The 24,585-nt window shown below is 47.9% G+C and carries 20 protein-coding genes and 1 pseudogene; 5 read left to right on the top strand and 16 right to left on the bottom strand.

Translation table 11 applies throughout. The features are described 5' to 3' along the window. Positions 1-26 precede the first annotated feature (26 nt). Positions 27-932 (bottom strand): LysR family transcriptional regulator, encoded by a 906-nt coding sequence (locus tag SHEWPOL2_RS13190; RefSeq protein WP_037428926.1) that lies wholly within the window; start codon positions 930-932, stop codon positions 27-29. Between the two features lie 200 nt (positions 933-1,132). On the opposite strand from SHEWPOL2_RS13190, the gene metE reads away from it, so the two are divergent. From metE to SHEWPOL2_RS13170, 4 genes are all read left to right on the top strand, one after another. Further along, positions 1,133-3,403: a 5-methyltetrahydropteroyltriglutamate--homocysteine S-methyltransferase gene (gene metE, locus SHEWPOL2_RS13185; protein WP_037428924.1), complete on the top strand. Its 2,271-nt coding sequence runs from the start codon at positions 1,133-1,135 to the stop codon at positions 3,401-3,403. 374 nt (positions 3,404-3,777) lie between these two features. Then, on the top strand, positions 3,778-4,989 hold the full coding sequence (locus tag SHEWPOL2_RS13180; RefSeq protein WP_037428922.1) for an efflux RND transporter periplasmic adaptor subunit: 1,212 nt from the start codon (positions 3,778-3,780) through the stop codon (positions 4,987-4,989). A gap of 2 nt (positions 4,990-4,991) precedes the next feature. Then, the gene (locus SHEWPOL2_RS13175) at positions 4,992-6,962 is read left to right on the top strand and encodes a MacB family efflux pump subunit (RefSeq protein WP_037414407.1); all 1,971 of its coding nucleotides are present in this window, start codon (positions 4,992-4,994) and stop codon (positions 6,960-6,962) included. 4 nt (positions 6,963-6,966) lie between these two features. Then, the gene (locus SHEWPOL2_RS13170; protein WP_037428919.1) at positions 6,967-8,385 is read left to right on the top strand and encodes an efflux transporter outer membrane subunit; all 1,419 of its coding nucleotides are present in this window, start codon (positions 6,967-6,969) and stop codon (positions 8,383-8,385) included. 84 nt (positions 8,386-8,469) lie between these two features. Here SHEWPOL2_RS13170 and SHEWPOL2_RS13165 read toward each other — a convergent pair whose 3' ends face one another. The 15 genes and pseudogenes from SHEWPOL2_RS13165 to SHEWPOL2_RS13095 form a co-directional block, all read right to left on the bottom strand. Then, on the bottom strand, positions 8,470-9,594 hold the full coding sequence (locus SHEWPOL2_RS13165; protein ID WP_037428917.1) for a site-2 protease family protein: 1,125 nt from the start codon (positions 9,592-9,594) through the stop codon (positions 8,470-8,472). 205 nt (positions 9,595-9,799) lie between these two features. Next, positions 9,800-10,177, bottom strand: coding sequence for a DUF4144 domain-containing protein (locus SHEWPOL2_RS13160; protein ID WP_037414404.1), 378 nt, complete (start codon positions 10,175-10,177; stop codon positions 9,800-9,802). Between the two features lie 248 nt (positions 10,178-10,425). Next, positions 10,426-12,116 (bottom strand): annotated as a pseudogene (locus SHEWPOL2_RS13155) (FapA family protein). 578 nt (positions 12,117-12,694) lie between these two features. Next, positions 12,695-13,081 carry a hypothetical protein gene (locus tag SHEWPOL2_RS13150; RefSeq protein WP_146193310.1) on the bottom strand — a complete coding sequence of 129 codons (387 nt, stop codon included), beginning with the start codon at positions 13,079-13,081 and terminating at the stop codon, positions 12,695-12,697. 89 nt (positions 13,082-13,170) lie between these two features. Beyond that, positions 13,171-13,653 carry a hypothetical protein gene (locus SHEWPOL2_RS13145; protein WP_037428911.1) on the bottom strand — a complete coding sequence of 161 codons (483 nt, stop codon included), beginning with the start codon at positions 13,651-13,653 and terminating at the stop codon, positions 13,171-13,173. Between the two features lie 92 nt (positions 13,654-13,745). Next, positions 13,746-14,255, bottom strand: a complete 510-nt coding sequence (locus tag SHEWPOL2_RS13140; RefSeq protein WP_037428909.1) for a hypothetical protein — start codon at positions 14,253-14,255, stop codon at positions 13,746-13,748. 95 nt (positions 14,256-14,350) lie between these two features. Further along, complete coding sequence (locus tag SHEWPOL2_RS13135) at positions 14,351-14,758, bottom strand: hypothetical protein (protein WP_037428908.1); 408 nt, start codon at positions 14,756-14,758, stop codon at positions 14,351-14,353. A 75-nt stretch (positions 14,759-14,833) separates the two neighbouring features. Next, a complete protein-coding gene (locus tag SHEWPOL2_RS13130; protein ID WP_037428907.1) occupies positions 14,834-15,328 on the bottom strand; it encodes a hypothetical protein in 495 nt (164 codons plus the stop codon). A gap of 589 nt (positions 15,329-15,917) precedes the next feature. Next, on the bottom strand, positions 15,918-16,946 hold the full coding sequence (locus SHEWPOL2_RS13125) for a methyltransferase (RefSeq protein ID WP_037428941.1): 1,029 nt from the start codon (positions 16,944-16,946) through the stop codon (positions 15,918-15,920). Positions 16,947-17,168: 222 nt separating this feature from the next. Beyond that, positions 17,169-18,551: an alkaline phosphatase gene (locus tag SHEWPOL2_RS13120; RefSeq protein WP_037428906.1), complete on the bottom strand. Its 1,383-nt coding sequence runs from the start codon at positions 18,549-18,551 to the stop codon at positions 17,169-17,171. Between the two features lie 73 nt (positions 18,552-18,624). After that, positions 18,625-19,572 carry a glutathione synthase gene (gene gshB, locus SHEWPOL2_RS13115; RefSeq protein WP_037414494.1) on the bottom strand — a complete coding sequence of 316 codons (948 nt, stop codon included), beginning with the start codon at positions 19,570-19,572 and terminating at the stop codon, positions 18,625-18,627. 85 nt (positions 19,573-19,657) lie between these two features. Next, positions 19,658-20,389 carry a 16S rRNA (uracil(1498)-N(3))-methyltransferase gene (gene rsmE / locus SHEWPOL2_RS13110; RefSeq protein ID WP_037428904.1) on the bottom strand — a complete coding sequence of 244 codons (732 nt, stop codon included), beginning with the start codon at positions 20,387-20,389 and terminating at the stop codon, positions 19,658-19,660. An 8-nt stretch (positions 20,390-20,397) separates the two neighbouring features. Further along, positions 20,398-21,174: an endonuclease EndA gene (endA, locus tag SHEWPOL2_RS13105; RefSeq protein WP_086024041.1), complete on the bottom strand. Its 777-nt coding sequence runs from the start codon at positions 21,172-21,174 to the stop codon at positions 20,398-20,400. A 126-nt stretch (positions 21,175-21,300) separates the two neighbouring features. Then, the gene (locus tag SHEWPOL2_RS13100) at positions 21,301-21,915 is read right to left on the bottom strand and encodes a SprT family zinc-dependent metalloprotease (protein ID WP_037428901.1); all 615 of its coding nucleotides are present in this window, start codon (positions 21,913-21,915) and stop codon (positions 21,301-21,303) included. Between the two features lie 145 nt (positions 21,916-22,060). Next, the gene (locus SHEWPOL2_RS13095) at positions 22,061-23,218 is read right to left on the bottom strand and encodes a hypothetical protein (protein WP_037428898.1); all 1,158 of its coding nucleotides are present in this window, start codon (positions 23,216-23,218) and stop codon (positions 22,061-22,063) included. Between the two features lie 369 nt (positions 23,219-23,587). Between SHEWPOL2_RS13095 and SHEWPOL2_RS13090 the strand changes: the two genes are divergently transcribed. Beyond that, positions 23,588-24,385 carry an OXA-48 family carbapenem-hydrolyzing class D beta-lactamase OXA-252 gene (locus SHEWPOL2_RS13090; RefSeq protein ID WP_037428895.1) on the top strand — a complete coding sequence of 266 codons (798 nt, stop codon included), beginning with the start codon at positions 23,588-23,590 and terminating at the stop codon, positions 24,383-24,385. Positions 24,386-24,585 lie beyond the last annotated feature (200 nt).

Below are 24,585 nucleotides of genomic sequence, written 5' to 3'. Positions count from 1 at the left end.
GCAGGCTTTTTTTTACTTTCAAAATCTTAGTTAGATTTCTGCTGGCGGGCTAAGCCTTCGCTTGCAACCAGTTGCAGCCAATTTTGCACTAAGGCCGAGTTGGCGCTGTGGCGGCGATAGGCACCAAATAGTGGGCGTTTTAACCCCTCTTGGCCTAGCTTTACCGCGGCGAGGCTTAAGCCATGTCCTTCATTGATTGACCAATTTGGTAAGGCGGCGATACCGTCCTTACAGGCGATGCGCTGCAATAACATCATGGTCAAATCGCAGGTCTTTTGCTCGCCAGCTTCTATGCCCGCGGGTTCTAAAAAGTGGCGGTAAATATCTAAACGCGCCAGTGGCACCGGATAACTGATTATCGGTAAGCGCGCCAATTGCTTAGGCGTAACATAGGCTTCTTTCGCTAAGGGATGATCCTTAGCAACCACTAACCTCACTTCAAAATCAAACAAATGCTGATAGGCGAGCGAGTGACCTGGCACGGGATCTGAGGTCAGCACTATATCTAGTTCACCCATTTCTAGGGCATTGAGCGAGTCGAATAGATGACGGCTCGACAGATCTAACTCGGCTTGGGGATGATCTTGCCTAAATTGTTCCATCACCGGCATTAGCCAGCGAAAACAGCTGTGGCATTCAATCCCGACTCTGAGCTGATTGGTTTCAGTTTCCAGCCCATTTTTGAGATCGGTTTCCGTCTCTAACACCTTAGGCAGGATCTCTTCGGCGAGGTGCAACAGGCGTGCACCTTCCTGAGTAAAGGAGAGCGGTTTGCTTTTACGCACAAAAATGGGCGAGTTAATTCGTTGCTCTAACTCCTTAATTTGATGGGAGAGAGCCGATTGAGTGACAAAACGTTTTTTGGCTGCGCCCGCCAAGCTGCCACTTTCCTTCAGGGCCATTAAGGTTCGCAGATGTCTTAGTTCGATCATGATCACTCCAAGTGAATTTCGCTCATGTTGTGCTTGAAATCAATTCGGTTGCTGGCATAGAGACTATCACAATAAACTTCTAGACGTCCAGACGCCCATTGTGATTTATCTAGGCTTAAATGCGAAAAGTTGCCAAGAAAACACCATCAGCTGGGTGCAAGTGCCGAATATGGCTTATCTCAAATAAAGGAAGATATGGTATGCAATTGAACAGTCTTGGTTTTCCCCGTATCGGGCGTCGTCGTGAATTAAAGTTTGCCCTTGAAAAATACTGGCGTGGTGAGAGCACTCAAGCTGAACTGCATGAGGTGGCCAAGGAGTTGCGTCGCACCCATTGGCAATGGCAAGTGGCTGCGGGAATTGAGCAAGTGCCAGTAGGGGATTTTGCCTTTTACGATCAAGTGTTAACCCTGAGTGCGACCCTTAACGCTATTCCCGATCGCCACCGTGGCGAGGGTGCTATCGATCTTGATACCTTATTCCGCGTTGCCCGTGGCCGTGCGCCAACTGGCATTGATGCGCCAGCCTCGGAAATGACTAAGTATTTCAACACTAACTATCACTACTTAGTGCCAGAGCTTAAGCAAGACCAAGTGTTCTCTATCGCCTATGAGCAGTTTTTTGATGAAGTGGCCGAGGCGCAGGCGCTGGGTTATCAAGCCAAGCCTGTGTTGTTAGGCCCTGTGAGTTACTTGTATCTGGCCAAAACTGTAGGTCAGGATTTCGATAAGCTGAGTTTATTGCCCAATCTAGTAAAGGCTTATGCCGACATTCTTGCGCGTTTTGCTGCGCAGGGCGTAACTTGGGTGCAACTTGAAGAACCGATTCTGGCACTCGAATTAGCCGCCGATTGGCAAGCAGCGATTAGCCAAGCTTATCAAGCGCTTAAAACGGCTCAAGTGAAGATTTTACTCACCAGTTACTATGGCAGCATTAGCCATCATCAGGCATTGGTTTCCGCGCTGCCGGTGGCGGGGGTGCACCTAGATTTAGTGACTGCCCCTGAACAATTGGCCTTGTTTGCTAATGCATTAAGACCAGATCAAATTCTGTCGGCGGGTGTAGTTAATGGCCGTAACGTGTGGGCGGCGGAGGTTGACCTGATTGTTGAGCGTATCGGCGGTGTTGCCCGAGACTTAGGAGCGCGCCTATGGATTGGCACTTCGTGTTCACTGCTGCACAGCCCTGTGGATTTAGAGGTAGAGACAACGCTCACGCCGACGCTGCGTCAGCAGCTTGCGTTTGCCAAGCAAAAGCTGTTGGAACTGGCAAATGTGCGCCAATTGTTGCAGGCCCCTGAGTCTGTCGCGGCCAAAGAGATAGTTAACTCCTGCGTGGCTCGCCGTGAGGCTAAGGCACAGGCGGCGGATGCTAAAGTGATCGCCCGTGTCGCTGCGCTGACCCCAGCCGACTATGAACGGGTGAGTGAATTTACTGAGCGCCAAGTGGTGCAGCAGCGTAAGTATCGTTTGCCATTGTTGCCAACGACTACGATTGGCTCATTCCCACAAACACCGGCAATCCGCGGACTACGTAGCCGCTGGCGCAAGGGTGAGCTAAGCGATGCCCAATATACTGAGCAGTTGCAGCAAGTGACCCGCGATACCATCGACCGCCAGCTTAAACTCGGTATCGATGTGCTGGTACACGGTGAGGCCGAGCGTAACGACATGGTGGAATACTTCGGTGAGCAGCTCGAAGGCGTGGGCTTTACCAAAAATGGTTGGGTACAGAGTTATGGTTCTCGCTGCGTTAAGCCGCCATTGATTTATGGTGATGTGAGTCGCCCGAAAGCCATGACGGTTGATTGGGCCGAATTTGCCCAAAGCCTGACGGACAAACCGGTCAAAGGCATGCTAACGGGCCCGGTGACGATTCTACATTGGTCGTTTGCCCGTGAAGATATCAGCCGCGATACCATTGCCACCCAATTGGCGCTGGCAATTCGTGATGAAGTGGTGGATTTACAAAATGCAGGTATTGGCATTATTCAAATTGATGAGCCAGCCTTCCGCGAAGGTTTGCCATTAAAGCAAAGCCAGTGGCAGGCTTACTTAGATTGGGCGGTGAATGCCTTTAAACTGAGTGCGGCGGGTGTGATTGATGAAACCCAAATCCATACCCATATGTGTTACAGCGAGTTTAACGATACGATTGCCGCGATTGCCGCCATGGATGCGGACGTGATCACCATAGAGACTTCGCGCTCACGCATGGAACTGCTCAACGCCTTTGAAGATTTTGAATATCCAAATGAAATTGGCCCTGGCGTTTACGATATCCACTCGCCAAATACGCCAAGTGTTGAGGCTATGGTACACCTTATCGAAAAAGCGGCGCAAAAAGTGCCAGTGCGCCAACTCTGGGTTAACCCCGACTGCGGCCTTAAGACCCGCACGTGGGCTGAGGTAGAACCCGCGCTGAAAAACATGGTCGATGCAACCCGCGAACTGCGTCGCCGCCTTGGCTAAGAGCTTGTGATATCTGAGCAATAAATGCCACAACTGCTTTACGTAAACAACAGGGATACCTAAGGTATCCCTGTTTTGCTATTGGTTGTTTATACAGACCGTTGCTTATAAAAATCAGCGTTTCACGCCATGACCCTTTAGTTTGAGGTATGCAGATAATCTCAAGTAACACGGATTTATATGGTTCAAAGTGTTATCCGTATATTTAAAGGTCTAGGGCGCAAACTTCTACACAGATATTTGCAAATCTTTACCTGATATCGACACTTCCTTCGTCTACTGCGCTTAGCTAACTCTATATACTGACAGCACTATTTTTCTTCCCGCAAGATACACGCTTGCGCCCATTGGCATTGATGGACACCTAGATTCAGATGAAAAAATCCTCAAAGCGTAAATTGATATTGATCCTAAGCGGCCTCATCCTCCTTGGGGGCGGTGCTTATTTTCTGCTACATAAACCCGAGGCGGCCCCAAGCTATGTGACGGAGCCCGTTAGACGCGGTGATATTGAAAACTCGGTGCTCGCCAACGGCATGTTGCAGGCCTCCAAGCTGGTGAGTGTGGGCGCGCAAGTCTCGGGGCAAATTCTGAGTTTGCCTGTGGAGCTAGGCCAAGAGGTGAAAAAAGGCGATCTTATCGCGCAAATCGACAGTCTTGCCCAGCAAAACAACCTGCAAAATGCGCTGGCATCCCTTAAAAACATCAATGCCCAGTATCGTGCTAAGCAGGCGCAAATACGTCAGGCAAAACTCGAATATACCCGTCAGCAGGAAATGCTCGCCGATAAGGCCAGCTCCCGCGCAGACTTTGAAGCCGCCGAAGCCACTTTGACAGTTTATCAGGCCGAGCTTGAGCAGTTAGAAGCGCAAAAACAACAGGCTGAAATTAATGTCGACAGTGCCAGAATCGATTTAGGTTATACCAAGATCACTGCGCCTATGGATGGCACAGTCGTTTACTCTGCGGTCGAAGTGGGTCAAACCGTTAACGCCAATCAAACCACACCAACCATAGTCGAGATGGCGCAGCTCGATACCATGACGGTCAAGGCGCAGATCTCCGAAGCCGATATCGTCAATGTGCGCCCAGGACAGCCAGTGTATTTCACTATTCTTGGTAGACCTAACCATCCCTATCGCGGCACTTTAAGGGCGATTGAGCCTGGCCCGACGTCAATGGATGGTGACGATAGCAATATGAGCTCGAGCGATTCAGACGCCATTTATTACCATGGCCTGTTCGATGTCGAAAACCCCGACCGTACCCTACGCATTGGGATGACGGCGCAGATTTCGATTGTGCTTGCCAAGTCTGATGATGCGCTGTTAATACCATCGCAAGTGCTGAGGGTAAAACCAAGGGATAAAGCGGCTCCGCCAGCGGAAGGCAAGTCCCGTGGGCCGCAATATCAAGTGCCTGTATTGGTGAATAATCAAGTGCAATATGTGGATGTAACTGTTGGTATTAATAACAAAATCAATGCCGAAATCCTGTCTGGCCTGAACGAAGGCGACCAAGTGGTGCTCGGAATGCCCGCCGACGGCTCGACCATGAAGTTCCGTGGCCCACCAATGAGGTTTTAAGCGTGACTAAGCCATTACTGGAAGTGTCAGCTTGCTACCGCAGTTTTCAGGCGGGTGAGCAACAACTGACTGTACTCAAAGATGTTAATCTTTCCATCGCCCGTGGTGAGATGGTGGCGATCGTCGGTGCCTCGGGTTCGGGTAAGTCGACACTTATGAATATCTTGGGCTGTTTAGATAAACCCTCAAAGGGCTCGTACTTTATCGATGGCCAAGATACCTCGCAGATGGATGTGGATGAACTCGCAAAGCTGAGACGTGAGCATTTTGGCTTTATTTTTCAGCGATATCATTTGCTTGGCGATCTTAATGCCGTCGGTAACGTCGAAGTGCCCGCCGTCTACGCGGGTAAAGATCGTCTTGAACGTAGACAGCGCGCTGAGCACTTATTGTCGCGCTTGGGTTTAGGTGAGCGTCTCGACCATAAGCCGAATCAGCTCAGCGGCGGCCAGCAGCAGAGGGTGAGTGTGGCGCGGGCGCTGATGAATGGCGGTGATGTGATCCTTGCCGACGAACCAACGGGCGCACTAGATAGTCACAGCGGCGAAGAAATGATGCGGTTATTACAGGAACTGCACCGCGAAGGCCACACCATTATCATCGTGACCCACGATATGCATGTGGCGCAGCATGCCGACCGTATTATTGAGATTAAGGACGGGGTGATTATCAGCGATGAGCCTAATCCCGCCTCAAACGTTGCGGCTGCGCCTAAGACTGAAGTGATCCCCGCCAAGACGAAGGTGCGCGCCCGCGTGGCGGCATGGGACAGATATGCCGAAGCCCTGAAAATGGCGCTGCTGGCGATGTCGACCCATAGATTGCGCACCTTTTTAACGATGCTCGGCATTATTATCGGTATCGCTTCAGTCGTGTCTGTGGTGGCGCTGGGTGAAGGTTCGCAGCGGGAAATCTTAAAGAGCATTAGTTCAATGGGCACCAATACCATCGACATTCGCCCCGGCTCAGGCTTTGGCGATAGGCGCTCGGCAAAGGTACGAACTTTGACTGCAAGCGATGCTAATGCACTGAAAAACTTACCCTATGTCGATAGCGTCACCCCGAGCATTGGTTCGAGTGCGACGGTGCGTTATGGCAATAAGGCGGTGACGGCGACTGTGAATGGTGTGGGGCCAGAGTTCTTCCGGGTTAGAGGCTATGAGCTCGCCCAAGGGCAGTTTTGGGACGATGACAGTGTTAATGCGTTAGCCCAAGATGCGGTAATCGATGAAAACACCCGTAAACAGCTGTTCCCTAACAGTAGCGGCGTCATGGGCTCAGCCATCGGGGAAGTCATCTTCCTCGGGGATTTGCCGGTGCGGATTATTGGTGTCACTCAGCCTAAGGAAAGCGCCTTTGGTAACAGTGATGCCCTCAATGTGTGGGTGCCTTACACCACGGTATCAGGCCGCATGGTAGGCAAGAAATACTTAGATGGGATTACTGTGCGGCTCGATGAGTCGGTGCCGAGCAATGCGGCGGAGCAGGGCATTATTAGCCTGCTGAAGATGCGCCACGGCACTCAGGATTTCTTCACCATTAACACGGATACCATTCGCCAGAATATCGAGAAAACCACCGCGACCATGACACTATTAATCTCGGCTATTGCGGTGATTTCCCTCGTGGTGGGCGGCATTGGGGTAATGAATATCATGTTGGTGTCCGTGACCGAACGCACCCGCGAGATTGGCGTGCGCATGGCGGTTGGGGCGCGCCAGAGTGATATTCTGCGGCAGTTTTTAATTGAGGCTGTGTTGGTTTGTCTGTGCGGCGGCGCGCTTGGGGTGGCCTTGGCCTATTTGATTGGCGTGGTGTTTGCCCAAGCGGGAGGCAGTTTCCAGATGATTTATTCGACGACTTCTATTGTAGCCGCCTTCGCCTGCTCCACCTTAATCGGGGTGTTGTTTGGCTTCCTCCCCGCTCGCAATGCGGCGCGTTTAGATCCTGTTGATGCCCTGGCTAGAGAGTAACTCAATGAATAATAAAGTGTTAACGCATCAAAACAAATTAAGAACGCTTAAGTTCAGCGTGATTGCCATCAGCATTGCGCTGCTGTCTGGCTGTGGCGCGCTGATGCGCTCCGACTTTGAGCCACCAGCATTACAAGTGCCAGAGCAGTGGCTGCACACCCAAGTGAATGGTCAAGTGAGCCTCGACCCTTGGTGGCAGAAGTTTAATCAACCCGAATTAAATCAGCTGATTAGCCAAGTGCTTAGCAGCAATAATGACCTGACGCTCGCCACCTTAACCTTGCAAAAGGCGCGTTTACAGGCGGGGTTAGCGCGGGATGATTTGTATCCACAGCTCAGCTCTAATAATACCGCGTCTATGAATAAACCGCTGGAGGGCGGCAGTTCGAGCAAGACATTTCAGGCGAACCTGTCGGTAAGCTATGAAGTGGATCTCTGGGGTAAAGTGTCGGCCAATATCGACCAAGCCCAATGGACGGCGCTGGCAAGCCTAGAAGATAGGGAGAGCACGGCGCAGAGTCTAGTCGCGACGACAGCATCCCTCTATTGGCAGATTGGCTATCTGCATCAGCGGATTGAGCTTAGTAATAAGAGTATTGAACACAGTCGGCAAACGCTGGCGTTAACCCAGCGCCAATATGCTTCGGGCGCCGTCACAGAGCTGAATGTGCTCGAATCCCAACGCAGTTTAGCCGGGCAAGAGGCCTCCCACAGCCAACTGCTGCAACAGTTAGCTGAAGCCGAAAATGCGCTGGCGATCTTACTCAACCGTGCCCCGGGGCAAGTGGCGGTTGAGATCAAGCAATTGCCGGACAGTGCGGTGCCTGAGGTTGGCGTCGGCATTCCCGCCGATTTGGTCGGCCGTCGTCCCGATGTGAAGGCGGCTTTGTACCAATTGCGCTCGGCGCTGGCCAGTAAGGATGCGACCTACGCCAGTTACTTCCCAAGTTTGAGTTTGACTGGCAGCGTGGGGGAGTCGACCTCCGAGCTAAAAGAGCTGTTGCGCAATCCCGTGGGAAGTTTAGGTGCGGGCTTAGTGCTGCCCTTTTTGCAGTGGAATCAAATGCAAATCAACAATGATCTTGCCGATATCGACTACCAAACGGCGATTGTGAATTACCGTAAAACCCTCTACAGCGCTTTTGAAGATGTGGATAACGCTATCTCGGCCAAGCAGCAATACGCCTACCAAGGTGAAAAGCTTGAACTGCAATTTAGCGCCGCCGCTCAGGCCGAAGCCATTTATGAGAGCCAATATCGCCATGGCGCTATTGGCATTCAAAATTGGATTGATGCGCAGGAGAATCGCCGCAGCGCCGAGGCCGCATTGCTGGAGAATCGCTATAACCAATTAACGGCTCAAGCGACGCTTTATCAAGCCTTAGGTGGGAGTGATATAGCGCCGCCGTTAGCGGATAACTAATTGAATCATCGATAAATAAAAACCGCGATGCCTAAGGCTTTCGCGGTTTTTTATTATCTCGTTTTTCTCTTAATGTGAGTCAGATTAGCTGCGCAGAATATGCAGTGGCAGGCTTAACATATCATCGCCCGTGCCCGCTAAGTGCCAGATAATCCCAACGAGGGCGGCAACGGTTACTAAGTACCAAATGGTTGAGAATATCTGCCCATATCTGTCCAGCGGCAACAGGTGGCTTTGATGACGAGTACGCCATTCAAATACAATTTCTAAGCTGCCGATAAGTAGCAAGAAACCGAGCAAGGCTAAGCCTAAGGTGTAGCTGATATACACCCCAAAGGCGGCGCCGATGACGCAGGCAATTAACCCCATAATGCTGTTCATCGAGAAGCTAATGCTTTTTAAAATATGGCCACCATCGAGGGGTAAAATTGGCAATAAATTAAACAGGTTAAGTAGCGCGTTAAAAGCTGCTAGCCCTGCGAAAAAGATATTGTCCGTCATGTGGTAAGCGATAAGCGAGCCTACCGACATCAACAGGCCGAAGGTTGGCCCCATAATCGAGATGACCACATCCTGCCAGCGGGTGTTAATTTTTTCATCGCTGAGGGCGAGTCCCCCCATAAAGGGGATGAGGTAAATTCCTTTGGTTTTCATCCCAAAATACTTCATCGCGCGAATATGGCCGTACTCGTGGAATACCAAACAGGCGATAAGTGCCAAGGCAAATTGGAAGGAAAACAGCCAAGAGTAGGCCGCCACACTCGCGCCCGCGAGTACCACTTTGATGACCTTAGCGCTTTTGAGTAGCTTAAATCCAAGGGAAGCTAAACCAACAAAGCTAAATTTTTGTGGTGTAGTCACTGGGATTTCAGGGGTTTGGCGTTCGATATCTTTTTCGGTACGAGTGCCTTGGGCAATCACTTCTTCATCAATAAGCAGTCGATAGTCGAATCTAAAGGGCTGCCAAACCACATCGGTTTCAAGCCGCACAAGGATTTTATGCTCAAGAACTTGCGCTTCGCCATGCTCGCTGGCCAATTGGCTATGCTGTTGAGTGAGTTCAAATTCATGGACTTTGAGACCGCCATTATCCACTGAAGCGGCTTTTTGTGAGACTAAGGTATTGTCCCAAAAGAGTTGTTGCCAACCTGCGAGGGAGCCTTCCAAACGCAGTGATTTGCCTAAGCAGTCAATCTTAAGTAGTTCCAATTTAGGTTCCGTTTGTTGGTGTATCCGAATGATGTCCAGCGTTGATTTGGCACTTTAAGGCAAAGTATGCAGACCAATCGCTTTGGACATAACGGGCTGGGCCGTCCGTGATAAATTATGCCTGCTAAATGTGGTTGAGGATATTAGCTTTTTGGATCATCTCGTTGAAGACTGTGAATCCTATCAGATTTTACTTTGCTTCTGCTTAGTCATCTAAGCTATGGACGATTTCCATCCCTTGGGCGAATGTTGTAAACGCTAATTTGGCCACACAGCATTGGCCTACGGCATTGGCATGTTTTTGTACCCATTTAATAAAATCGGTGAGGGGCAATTTGTGCTCTTGTTTTAGCAGGTTAGGTAGCTCACCTATAGGATCTTCATGAATAGTGGTTGGGGTGGCGCGGATCAAATATTGGTTACCTAAGCTGTCGAGTAACAGGTCCGTATCGATAAATTGATGCTGGTAAAGGCAGGCGAGTTCTAACCAATCACGTTGATGGCCAAGATAAAGGAGTTCATCATTTTGAGTCAGCTTAACTACTGCAGGCCATTGAATATCAGCCATTTTTACTTGAGTCATGTGTATTCCTGGGGCCATGTTCTACTTCAACCTATCACATTTATCCTTATCCCCCAACGCTGGCGTTTACGTGGGGAATCGTAGGCAGTATGCCACCGACTAGGTCAAAGAAGAAAGCCATTGAAATTTTATTGGGTGAGGATTCACTCGTGGATAACAATGAGGGGGTTATGATTGAAGCAGCAGCCCTAAGGGGCGCGCCACGTTGAATGACATGTGCGCCCTTAGTAAAACGCTTTGAACGTTATTTAACTGGCTGCCGCTTGTGCTTTAGGTTTGGCATTGTAATCAAAGTTAATCTCTTGATTAAGATTGGTGATGGAGCAAGTGCCATGTTCGCGGGTCGTTCTATGATTAGCTTGGCCAATATGAAATTCGACATTGAGGAATACATGCTTAATCACATCGATGTGATACTTATCGAAATAACTTTCCACTTCCTGTTTTAGGCTATCAAATTCGAGCTCTTCACGGGTGCGCTCGTTTAAAATCCGGTTCTTCTCATCGAGCATCATCTTAATCTGCTCAATCATCACGGGATCATTTTGCCATTCGGATTTTGGGGGAAGTCTTTTTAGGCGAGCTTCAATATCGAGGGTGGCTATCACCATTGATTGGACACTTTCCTCCAGCTGTTTAAGGTTTTGCTTGAGCTCGCCTTGCTCCATTGCACAAAAGACTTCTGTTTTTGTCCCCGCAGTGGCACCAATAGCAACGGCAATGAGTCCTTTTTCAGCATGGGCGACGCCACCAATTAAATCGCCGCGGCGACCGCTAGTGTCACTTATCGTCAGGGTTCCTGCGGTTTTGGTATTACTATGAAGTAATTGCTTAGTGATCAGAATATTCCCCTTTGCAGTTAATTGGGAATATTGCACAAACTGGGCGCTGATTTGCCCTTGAGCTGTGAGGTTCGTCGAAAACTCATTGACGCGAATTTGCCGACCAATAACGCCTTTACTAACGGTAATATCGCCTTCTGCCTCAAGGGTCGCTGAATCGACAAAGCCCATCACAGTAATATCACCGGAGCTTTTCACTATCATGCCTTCGTGTACATCACCTGTGATTAAAATACTGCCTTTAAAGGTGACATGACCCGTGCTGATATCGACATCTTTTAGCTGTAAAACATCATCAACATTCATGCCTGTGCGGGTTTCAACGGGTTGCCCTGCTACAGTGGCGATGAGTTTGTTGGGATCATTCGGATGGATGCTGGTACCTGTTCCTGCTAGTAAAGGCAGATCCTTGCCAGGCTTTTGCTTAAGGACTTCTCCTTTAATGTTATAACCGGGAGAGCCTTCGGTCCCTGGGTGTTTGATCATCAAAATATCGTTAGGCTTGACCATTATCATGGAGCCAAGATTACGCATATCCACAGTACCATCTTCGCGCTCCTGCGGCTGGAGTAAGCGCTCACGGGCCAGCGAAACCTTACGCTCTAGCACGGCATTTTGGCCGTTTACTGGGTGCTTGCCTTGGGCGATTTCACTTTGACAGCTATCGCCGGGTTTGAGCTTGGTGATTTTTTGCAGCAAGGTTTGGATTTTAAGTTTGCTTAAGCCCATGCAAACATTATTTTTTTAAGTTCAGTAAGAATTTCAGGTAAGTCGACCGCTTTACCTCCACAAGGGGCGGTTAGGGTCATGGTGGCGAGCATTTTATCTGGGCTGATTTCAATCTTAACGCTACCATCTCGGCGTTCAGCCAGTACGGAAAACAGTTCAAATTTACCATCTTCTTGATGGTACAGAGAGTTGGTTTGCGCCACCACTTTATCGATGGCCTGATCAAGTGGATACAGTGAGCAAAACTCTGGGAGCGATAACAGGCGCATCACATCATCACGGGTGATGGGGCCATGCTCTTTGGGGATTAGGCGTAATTCCGCCTTGCTTTTGTCACTGCTTAACTCGAGGAGTTCAGGGGCCAACATAGAGCGCTTCCTTACTCGTTTGTTTTATTATTGTTTTATCGGCTAACGCGAGTATAACAGTAGAAACTTTGCGCAAAGAAGCCTTTTCGACGCGAAAAAATGTAAATGTTGTGTTTTTGTTGTCATGGTCTATTGGTTGATTTATCAATAGATTTTTTATTTGATTAACGATAGTTAATCTAGTGTAATCTCTGGTTTTTTTCAAAATCTCAGCACGGGTGTTGATTGGGCAAGTTTTTTAGCTTAACAAAAAAATAAACTTTACAACGCTGTCGGGTATGTTAGGGGAGAGGTTGACTGGACAAAATTCTTGATAATTTAGCGTTTACTGCATTTGATACTGTTCACAAAATGATGAAAATCTTCTCTAGATAGCAGCAAGTGTTCGGTTGCGGATCACGACTTTATTGTGGTGTTCTTAAGGGGATAAGGTTTCTTTCCAGACGGGGTGGCGCATAAAATCTTCGAATAGCCTAACTTAGGGGCAAAAGTAAGCTAAGTGCTTTGCTTCAATTTGTGGGGTTAGGATTAAATCGTGGGATTAAAAATTCTATGGTTAGCATTTGATTACCTCTACTCTATTCTTGTGTTACACCCCCATGAGTCAGCTCAAATCTGGGTTCTTTATTGCTTGGCCAAGCAGGTTTTTCTATTGGGTATTCAAAAGTCGTCAGCCAAATTTCAAGCTCACCTGAGCCAGATAAACACCCCATGTAGGAGAAACACATGCCACTATCTATCATGTTATTGGCAAATTGAATTGCCTCTTCAAGCGAGCCTTCTTCCTTGTTATGGCTGAAGGTTTCATCGTCCCACACCCAGTTAATAGGCGCCCCATTTTCATCACAAGCAAGGTATCTTACGTTCTTATAACCTCCGCTAGCTGCTGTTAATGAATCCAGAAAGGATTCTCTGATTTCTGAGAATCTCTTTTTAAATTCTTCAATGCCGATATTTTTACTCATAATGTGCTTCATACTTGCTCTAGAGGTTAACTATGCGCGCCCGCGCGCGAACCTTGGTGAGCGTCGCTGCGGCCGCAGGCCGCATGTACCTACCACAATTGCCACCAAGGCTTTTTCACACCATTGTGAGTTACTTTTAAATATTGTGGCTCGCTTCGGCCTCCGTCTTTGGAGACTGCGACTATTTTAACGGTTATGTCTATAGGCTCTTGCTCGGTAGTACGGCCATCATTCCATATAAAAAAGTATTCATCTGAACCGGTGTGGTCGCTCTCTAAAATCATCGGTTCAGGATAAAAAAGTTGGTCTTCAAATTGGTCTTCTTCAATGGCAAATATAAAGCCAGTGTCTTTCTCGGCAGAGGTTGTAACTAAAGTAAGCACTCCTGCATCAGCACAGGAACCAGCACTACCGCTCTCTCCACGTGAAATAGACTTCACTGAGAACGATGGTTTTTGGGGAATGGTATTGCCTTCATTGGTGTGTTCAAAATCAATAAACGGTCTGTCAAACGAACAAGCAAACGCATTCCCATAAAATAAAACCGCTGAAATAGTTACAAAAAACTTCATGGAGTTTCCTAGTACAGTTAACTATCGCCTAAACGGCGAGCAACTTGTTGCGAGTCCAGCGGCCGCAGGCCGCGATGTTTAAGGCTATACACTTATGGCAACTTCTCAATTTCTTGAAAGGCTAACCCAAAGTAATGAGATTCCATTATCTTAACCTCGCCATCAACAACACTGAAAATAACTTTGCCTTTATTATGACTTTCAAAAAGTCTTCCATCAGTCGATTTTAAGTAATGAAACGCTTCAGATGTGAAAACTGCATCTTGCCCAGTTTGAGCTATTTCAATGACCTCGGATATTGTTTTTTCTTTAGCAAGAGTGACATAGCATGCATCCATCGCGTCCTTAAAAACAGACATTGCTTCATCGTAACTTTGCTCTTGAACAATCTCTTTGCCATCAACAACGCTGTAATTAAAGAATTTAGTCTTTCCAAAATAGTATTTTGTTGATTCCTCAAAATCACAACGACTTGAAGCATTAGAAATATGATCGTTAATAGCATCGATCATTTTTTTATCAAGGCTAAGCGCAGTAGCTGCGCTAATTACTGTTGAAATCAATATGGTACAAGCAAGTAAACATTTTCTGATTTTATGCACGATTCTTCCTTGGTGTATAACGCCCGCAGCACAGGCCGAAACCAGTGCAGCGGTTGAGGTCTAGGCCACGAAGTGGCCGAATGTGACTGCGTTTGTTAGGAGTCTAGGCTGTCACCATGCTGAAAATATATGATTTTGTCTTTGGTTAAATAATTTGTTGCCCACGTAGGCGAGTTAATTGATGCAACCGAACCGTCCTTTGCAATCTTTGTTTTAGAGCGAGCAAATACGACGTATTCATGAATATCAGGTAAAGATACTAACTCTTCGTAAAGGCCGAGTGCAGTATAATTTTTGGCCTGAAGTTCATAGTGTTTTGCAATCCCTGATGGTATCAAAAAGAACTCTTCGTCCTCATCCCAGTCAATAGCCTCGACATCCTTAAGATAAATTGTCCCGTCTTTATCTTCCGTATACTCGGCAAAACCTACAGCAAAAGATTTAAACTCTTCATTCATCTCGAATGCTCTTTTGAGGTCTTCAACTATATGATGGACTTTCAAATTGACTCCTAACGCTTTGCTTTGGGGCGCGCACGGCGCGTCCCGCGAGTGAAACGAGCAGACAATAGCAATTTGTTATGCATTGTTTGAAGTATATTTTGATGCGATTTCATATGCGCTCCAATTCCTCTGAAGCCATATGCATAGATTCAAATGTGTTAAATGCCACCAGAGCATACCCTTGCCTTTAAAATTTCCCTCCCTTAAATGCTGAAGCGCTATTTGAGAGCTCATTATGGATAAGCGGTCATTTAGCGAATCTGTATTTACAGGCGTTACAAGGTCATTTACTAATGCTGTGAATATCCAACTGTATATCCAGTAAGGTGTAATTGATGCGCATTGATCTGGGGAACATTTCTCTTTTGATTTCCATAACTCAATGGCTTGCGCTTGGCTTAACCCAATATTGGACTTCTCTGGCATTTTCTCTACGAGGTTAATCGTATACGTATACATGCCCAAAGGAAAAAATAACATGGCAACAAGAACACTAAAAAAAAGCCACGCTATTACTTTTTTCATTTGGGTGGAGACTTCCTTGATGCATAACATTTTATTCATGCGCATGCGCGTTTACCTAGTTGAACCAGTGAAAACGCGCACGGTTAACTATCTGTATGCAAAGAACTTATCAGCTTTTTTGCCGCTTTTCATATAAGTAATCCATCTGGGAAAACGCGCATGCGCGTTTCCCAAACCTATTAACTAAAGTCAGCTACTATAGTCACTTGATTTTATAGCATTTTATTTGTTGCAAATGGGGTTAATGCGCGCTGATATTGTCTTCAAATCATTCAAAAATACCTAAATTTAAATATGACTGTGTCCCATAATTGTTAGTCGATTTATGGTAAGGCCAAACATCGGTAAATAGATAAGAATTGTATGGCAGCAGGTGTGGGAATTTTCGATTGAGCTAACAAGCCGAAGCACGGAATGGAGCATTAGCTTTTTAGTTAGATGAACAGTTCAATGGTAATAAATGCTATTTAAGAGATGGCAGCGTTAACTTGTTTGTTGGGGGATTTTTGATTTCAAAATGGACGTATTCGATAGGGACGGCGTTATTCTCTTAATTCTTAACGAGCCTTTATTCCTTAGTGCAGCATAGAGTCAAATTAAGTTAGCCCCACTCACAATTGAGCGGGGCGAAAGATTAGGCCTGTTGGAAGGAATAGAGTTTGTACTTGTTATTCTCTGCCGGCACGGTTAATTGGCCGAACTCGGCGGCGATGGTGTCCGAATAGGGTAGGTGGCGGTTAGCGACTATTTGCCAAATCCCTTTAGATTGTAATTGCTTGGCGCTATCGGCGACAAAGCGTTGGGCAATGCTGGTCGTGCTGGCAAGGCCATCGTGGAACGGGGGGTTGGAGATAATACCGTCGAATTTTCCACTGGTTTGCGCCAGTCCATCAGACGGATAGACTTTGGCCGTCATGCCGTTTGCTGCCAGCGTAAGTTCGCAGGAGGCTAGCGCCATAGCATTGATATCAATACATTCTAGCGACAGTGTCGGCTGCGCCTTTAACAGCGCTGCGGCAATGACACCGGCGCCGCAGCCAAAATCCAGTACTCGACCAGAAAGGGTTGGCAGATGGGACAGCAATAGCTCTGTGCCTTGGTCTAAATGCTTTTCACTGAACACGCCAACTAAGTTGCAGATGGTGATATTGCCCTGCGGAGTGGCGAGTTGATACTGGCTGGTCCAATCGCTGAGTTTAATCTCGGGCGCAGTATCGATTAGGCTGCTGCCAAAGAGTAGGCAATGACGCGCGTTATCGAGTTTGACGCCTGTGGCAAAGTATTTCGGCAGCAGTTTGACTAAGGATTTAACCCCGCCTTTGTTCTCACCCACGACTAAGAGCTGGCCACCGGCTACTAAATGCTGAGCGGCCAGATTAAACAAGTAGGGTGCTAACGGCTTAGCCTTAGGAAAGTACACAATCACAGTGTCGTACTTATCCTGGTGGGGCAGTTGATGGCCAAAATAGCAGCGCAGTTTGGCATTAGCCTGCGGCGCTAAATGCAGATAATGGTGGTAATCCAAGGCGAGAGCATCGACGGACTGGGCGACATCGAGCAGTGCTTTGGGCAGTGAATCTGCCTCATGGTTTAGCACTAAGACTTTATGTTGGCTCAGGGTTTCCTGATTGCGGATAATGACTTGCGATGGATTCGTTAACACTGCATGGCTACCGTAAAAAATAAGTGCGGGCATTATACCCCTTATTCGGCTACGAGCCAGCCTGCATGCCGACTTAAGGGATGCAGCAAAACAGCGCTCACTCGAACGGTGCTGACTGAAAGCCAATAAAAAAGGCAACTGTGTTAATACGGTTGCCTTTTATCTGTTATCTGTTAGCTGGCGCGATATTCGCTTGGCTTATTTTTAGCTAATCGCAGCAAATCAGCCCTGTGGCTGCACTGGTGCTGGAGCTGGAGTTGATACCTGTACCGGGGCTTTTGGCTTTTTAGGCTTAGGTAACAGGCTAAAAATCTTATTGGCGATATCAGTATTGTCCTGATGACCATTAAACAGCCCAGCTGCGGGACCTGCGGCAAACACTTGCACATCGGTGCCTGTGTGTCCGTCCGTTGTCCAACCCGTATCGGTACGTTTATCAATCACATGACGAATAGCCATTGCCATGGTTTCTAAGCCCTGCATTCTGGCTACATTGAGTTTAGCCAGTTCTTCTTCCGTTAATTCAAAGCCTAAACCACGGGATAAGTCGGCTTTCCAGGTTTCGCCACCGATAGCGGCTTGCGCTAAGGTATCTGAACTGGCGGAAATATTGCGCAGGATCTCAGGATTCCAGTTGTAGTGTCCATCGACACCAATCGATAAACCGCCAGTATTATGGTCGGCGGTGATCACCATTAAGGTATCGGGATTTTGGCGTACGAATTGCTCAACGACTTCAATGGTGTTGGCAAACTCATCCATTTCGCCCATAGCGGCGGCGATATCATTGTTATGTCCCGCCCAGTCGATAAGGCTACCTTCGACCAGCAGTACAAAGCCTTGATCATTTTGCGACAGTAAACTGAGGGCTTTTTGGGTCAAGGTGCTGAGTTTTTTAGCATCTTTTTCATCGATAGCCCAAGGCAGTTGTACTTCGGCAAACAAACCTAAGACCTTAGGCTGGGTAATGCTGGCCAGATCATCAAAGCGGGTAATATGTTGATAGCCCTTGGCGGTAAATTGGGCCAACAGCTCGGGTGGAAAGTACTTTTGTCCGCCACCTAAAAACACATCGGCGTTGGTTTCAAGATAACTTAATGCCAGTGCATCGTAATTTTTACGGCTTTCGTTATGGGATAAAAATGCTGCTGGCGTGGCATGGTTAATTTGTGAGGTAACGGCAACCCCGGTACTTAAGCCTAAGGATTTGGCTTTTTCAAGAATGGTGGGCAGTGGCTGTTTTTGGGTATCAACCGAGATGGCGCCGTTATAGGATTTGACTCCTGTCGCGAGGGCGGTTGCGGCGGCGGCCGAGTCGGTCACATAACCACTGACACTGGCGGGATACGTACTTGCCATGCCAACCAATAAACGGTCAAAGACGGTTTGTTCGACTTCTTCGGTATCTGGATTGTCCTTGTAATAGCGATAGGCACTGGTATAGGAAGGCCCCATGCCGTCGCCAATCATAATCACAATATTTTTGGGGCGTGATGGCGCCTTGGCTGGGCCCGTCTCATTCGCCCCAGCTTCCGTTGCAAATACGGGGCTTGAGAGCCATAAACTCATACCAAGCAGTAACAGTGGCGCTTTGGTGAAACTCATATCAGATCCCTAGAAGTCGTAGGCGCTCTTAAGGCGCCTTCAATGAATATTATTATCTTGTAGGTGTACAAGCTTACTGGGCGAGACGGGCTTCGATGGCATCGAACAGCATGCCAGTAATGTCCACATCAAATGCCGCTTGGATTTCGCGGATACAAGTCGGGCTAGTGACGTTAATCTCGGTCAGCTTGTCACCAATCACATCCAGACCCACAAAAATCAGCCCGCGTTTTTTCAGCTCTGGGCCAATGGCACGGGCGATTTTCCAATCTGAGTCAGATAACGGTTGGGCAACACCGCTGCCGCCTGCGGCCAAGTTACCGCGGGTTTCGCCTTTTTTCGGAATGCGCGCCAAGGCGTAGGGCACGGGCTCGCCATCCACCACCAGAATGCGCTTGTCGCCCTTGGTGATTTCAGGAATAAAGGCCTGCGCCATGGCGTATTGGTTGCCATATTGGGTTAAGGTTTCGATGATCACCCCAAGGTTAGGGTCGTCTTGCTTGACGCGGAAAATAGAGGTGCCGCCCATGCCATCTAGTGGCTTGAGGATAATATCGCCTTTGGCTTGGTGGAACGCGCGGATCCGATTGGCATCGCGAGTCACAATGGTTTCTGGAGTAAATTCGCTAAACCATGCGGTGAATAGTTTTTCGTTGGCATCGCGCAAGCTTTGTGGCTTGTTGACGATTAATACACCTTGTTCTTCGGCGCGCTCTAACATGTAAGTGGCGTAGATATATTCGGTATCGAACGGCGGGTCTTTACGCATTAACACCACGTTCAGATCGCTCAGCGGCGTGTCTTGGGCATCGCCCAGTTCAAACCATTTATTGGCATCGTTGATGACTTTTAATGGACGCATATTGCCCATGGCTACGCCGTTGACCATAGCAAGGTCGGCCATTTCCATATAAAACAGTTGGTAACCCCTTTCCTGCGCCGCCATCAGCATGGCAAAACTGGAGTCTTTCTTAATGTTGATCTCACTGATGGGGTCCATCACTATGCCGAGTTTTATCATTAATCTGTTCCTTATTGATTGCCGTCGCAGGCAAAAAGCATTTATGGATTAGCCAGTAATCAATTCGCTAGTTAGCGGTTAACCTTTAACCTAAATCACCGAATCGAAGTTGCAGCGCGGTAATTGCCGTGAGTGAGGCGGTTTCAGTGCGCAGCACTCGGGGGCCGAGTAACACGTCGGTAAACTGATAGGTTTCCGTCATAGCGATTTCTTCCGCCGATAATCCCCCTTCCGGGCCGATCAACAGTCGTACACGGGTATGGGATAAATCTAACCCATTGATACCGTGCGCTGCCCTTGGATGCAAGTTGAGTTTGAGTGCGTTAGTCGGTTCGCTGCACCATTGCTGTAATTCCATGGCGGGGCGAACGATGGGCACTTGGCTACGGCCCGATTGCTCACAGGCGCTGATCACTATCTTTTGCCATTGCTGGATTTTCTTTTCGAGACGCTCACCAGTGAGCTTGACGCCGCAGCGGTCAGAAAATAGCGGCGTAATGGTATTTACCCCTAGCTCAACGGATTTTTGAATAGTGAACTCCATCCGATCGCCACGGGAAATCACTTGGCCTAAATGCAGGTTGAGGGGCGACTCCGATGGATTGGCCTCACAGGACAGCACTTTTACCGTGACCGATTTTTTACCCGCATCGACAATTTCGGCAAGATAATCATTACCATCGCCATTAAACAGGCTAATTTGCTCGCCACTGCCCATACGCAGCACTTTGCCGATATGGGCTGCGCCATCTTCGTCTAGATTCAGCTGTTGATTTACGGCTAATGGCTGAGGTTGATAAATTCTTGGAACTCTCATTGTCGACCTTATTCGGCTAATTGTTGGCGCAGTGGTGGTGCATTGCAGGCATTCTGCACAAAGGGATTATGATTACCTTGGATCTGCGCTATGGCGTTATCGCGTTTGCATTCAATAGTATCAACTGGATAGCTTTTATCCCATGCTTTGAACAATTTTAATTGCTGTGAGGCGATTTTAAGGCCATAGGTCTGCTGCATATACAGGTAAGTGCGGGCTATTTTGCCGCGGGCGTGAGCGGGTGGCTGGGCTTGGCGATTCTTAAAGTCGATAACCATAGCGCATTGACCATATTGGTCGGCCTTACCGTTCCATTGGCTAAAACGGAAGTTGCTGCGATCGCCGTTCACTTCACCAATGGCGGGCACCAGATTGTGCATGTCCGCTTCCATCTTATTGAATTCTTGGCTGTTATCGGCGCAGTTTTTACGGCCACCCTTTTGCCAGCATTGTAATTGGTGACCAAACTCCCATGCAGGGACTATATGCTCCCACTCGATACGGTTGGCGCGGGTTTCTTGTTTACGCACTTGATAACCGCAGCTATTGAGATCGGGCTTCCAGGATTTGCCCTTAATTTGGATAGTGCAGCCACAGTAAAAACTGACAGCGGGCAAGGTGCCTTGGCGACTGCCTTGGTATAAGGATTGAGACAAGACCTTGGCTTGGCTAAAACTATTGGGGTGCGAAGGAGAGGCATTGGCTGAGGCCAACACCGCCAGCCAACTGAATAGGCACAGCAAGGTTTGCCGAGACCTTAAGGCTATCTTGGAGTTGTTCAATATTTATCCCAAAAATAATCAATACTACGCAAGCCTGTGGCTCGTCTTTTATGTCTGAATGGTAAGGGAAATACCGCGTCCTATGCAAATCGCTCGTACTTTTGGCCGAGGATTTTTACGCTATGTGGGTTATTCGGTTGCTTCGGTAAAGGTGAGGTGGGTATGGCAGCGTTTACACAGATAACGGGTTTCACCACGCAACACTTTATTATGGCGGCGAATACTTAGCCGAACTGGGCCGCAGGCACAGCGGTACTCAAAGTCTTTCCCTTTAACCGACTGAGTATCGAAACTGTGGGTGGTATTGGGGCTCACCTTAAACAACTTGAGCATGATGGATTGCCACTCGCGGCCATGGGGTTTGGTTTTGCCAAAGAGTTGGAAGCAGAGTAAATGGCTTATTTCGTGGGGCACTACTTCGGATAAGAAGGCTTCGCTATTTTCCCTGAGTAATACGGGATTAAAGCGTAGGCGATTCTGTTGTAAATGGGCTGTGCCCGCACTCCGTCCCCGCAGGGTAAATTGGGTCAACGGCCGCGCAAATGGACGCTTAAAGTAGATTTCTGCCTGCTGATAACAGTCTTCGATACGCGTAAGGATTTGCTGCTGCACTGGTGTCAGTGGCTTTGGCTGGCGTTGTGGCATGTTGTTTTTCGCCATCTTGGTCGCAGTCAGCGTGGTGATACTCGCGGATGAGATAGCTTTACGGCGCAGGCTATTGAGTAGGGATCTCGTGTTAAACATAGACTTAGGCGTTAACTCTTATTTTGCAAAGCATCAAGTGTGGCTAGGTGTGTCAGATGGATACCATGATGCGACCCGATAAGGCGCATAAAGCAAGCGTTTGCATCATAACCAACGCTTGCTGACAATGCCAGTATTGCGGCGGTTACAGGCTCGCCGCGGCCTGCATCACCATAGTACGCACTTGCTCGACAATGGCTTGTTCGGTGGCATTGTCGTAGCCCTTCACCCTCGGGGTGTGGATATGGCCCACCTTAGCGCGGCTATTGAACTTTTGCTGTAACACAATGGCGCGATAAGAAATCTCGTTTGAGAGATACCCACCACCAGAACCTTCGACCGAGGTTTCATTTTGCAGCTCGCTTAGGGAACTGGCATTAAATTCACCGCGCGCTAGGGTGGTCACAGTATGGTTATCGTTGACTTTCCACTGACCATCTTGCACTTGCATCGCTGCGACGGGTAATGAAAATTCAACAAATTCAGGGCCGATAAAGTTTTTACCGTTGAGTTTGGGGGCGATAGGCGCGGTTTTGCTTGCGCCTGTGTACAGATTTTGGTTATCCGGCGCTGCTGCACTACGGTTACGGCCTGGGAAGCGTTCAATATCAAAGTCGCTGCGCCCCATGCTGACGGTAAAGATAAACTGGGTTTTAGGGTCGCGATAAATGGGGCTGAGTAAGGATTCGATAATACCTTGGTCGAAATCCTCGAAGCGTACTGGGATCATGGCGGTTTCGATTTGGGCCTTTTTGCCATTGATATCAAATTTAAAACCATCGAGGGCGAGGGCGACTAAGCCCGAAGGATTGCTCTGACTGATGTCTTTGTCGAGGAAGAAGGGGTCGAATCCCGTCAGGAAGATTTTTATCTGCACATCATCATCGTATTGGATATCACTGAATCCTCGCGATGCCTTTTCTACGGCGCTGGCTAAAATCTGTTGCTGCCAATCAGCCATTTTAAAGTTAGCACTGTTGTTTTTAAGGCTATTTAACATTGACAGTCGCGCCCAATACAGGGATCTGTCATCAAAGTGTCCTGACTGCACATCACGCACAGCCTGTTGCCATAATCTATGTCCTTGGCGGGCGGCAAGTTGGGTAGCGTCGCGTTCATTTTTCTGTGTGGATAATTGATTCGCTAAGCCTTCATCCAATGCTTGATAACGGTTTACCACTTCAGCCATGACTTTTTCAGCGGTAGGAATGCGAGACACTTCCACATCGCCGAGGAGTTGTACGGCACCAGCGGTTTGCGCCACTGTGCTAGCGAGGATAAAAGCGAGGCAGGGCTTTAACATTGGCGTTTCCTTTTTATTTTAATCACTTATTTTGCTGGAAATAGACGATGTTTCTAGGGCGTTAAGGCTTACTTCATCTTAGAAATAATGAAACTTATGCCAAAAAGCCACAATGATTGTTTTGAGTATAAGAGTTTACCTATAGTGATTCGAGGATCTTATTCCTATTTTGCATATCAGATCGATACTGACGAGTTGCTATGATTTTGAACTGGCGTTTAGTTGGGATAGCTAATAGTTAAATCTTGTAAAGCTTGTGCCTGATTGTTGCCACAATTGGTCAGCAGTTTGCTAGGGAATGAGAGGGCAGAGAATGATAAGCTTAGCACTTAATTTGTATGGATATATTGCATTAAGCAAGGGGACGTTATGCGTGTATTAGCCTTATCGGCTGTGTTTTTGGTGGCATCGATTATCGGAATGCCTGCGGTAGCAAAGGAATGGCAAGAAAACAAAAGTTGGAATGCTCACTTTACTGAACATAAATCACAGGGCGTAGTTGCGCTCTGGAATGAGAATAAGCAGCAAGGATTTACCAATAATCTTAAACGGGCGAACCAAGCATTTTTACCCGCATCTACCTTTAAAATTCCCAATAGCTTGATCGCCCTCGATTTGGGCGTGGTTAAGGATGAACACCAAGTCTTTAAGTGGGATGGACAGACGCGCGATATCGCCACTTGGAATCGCGATCATAATCTAATCACCGCGATGAAATATTCAGTTGTGCCTGTTTATCAAGAATTTGCCCGCCAAATTGGCGAGGCACGTATGAGCAAGATGCTACATGCTTTCGATTATGGTAATGAGGACATTTCGGGCAATGTAGACAGTTTCTGGCTCGACGGTGGTATTCGAATTTCGGCCACTGAGCAAATCAGCTTTTTAAGAAAGCTGTATCACAATAAGTTACACGTATCGGAGCGCAGCCAGCGTATCGTTAAACAAGCCATGCTGACCGAAGCCAATGGCGACTATATTATTCGGGCTAAAACGGGATACTCGACTAGAATCGAACCTAAGATTGGCTGGTGGGTCGGTTGGGTTGAACTTGATGATAATGTGTGGTTTTTTGCGATGAATATGGATATGCCCACATCGGATGGTTTAGGGCTGCGCCAAGCCATCACAAAAGAAGTGCTCAAACAGGAAAAAATTATTCCCTAGAAGTGGTTAGCGCGTATTTGTGTGAAATAGCCGTCATATAAGCTGTAAAGATATATGGACAAAATGCTGATGCTCGATGCACTTGTAGTTAATGGCTCATACTTAATCGGTTAGGCCAAATCGACTTAAGCTCCGCGCGTTAACTTTTAGCCTGAGCATTAGCATCACATTCCTAAACGTAAAAAGCCTAGCCAATTTGC

It is taken from the genome of Shewanella sp. POL2 (assembly GCF_000282755.1).
Classification (GTDB): domain Bacteria; phylum Pseudomonadota; class Gammaproteobacteria; order Enterobacterales; family Shewanellaceae; genus Shewanella; species Shewanella xiamenensis.
The sequence above is the reverse complement of the archived record's forward strand: the minus strand, read 5'-3'. Positions and strand labels throughout refer to the sequence as shown.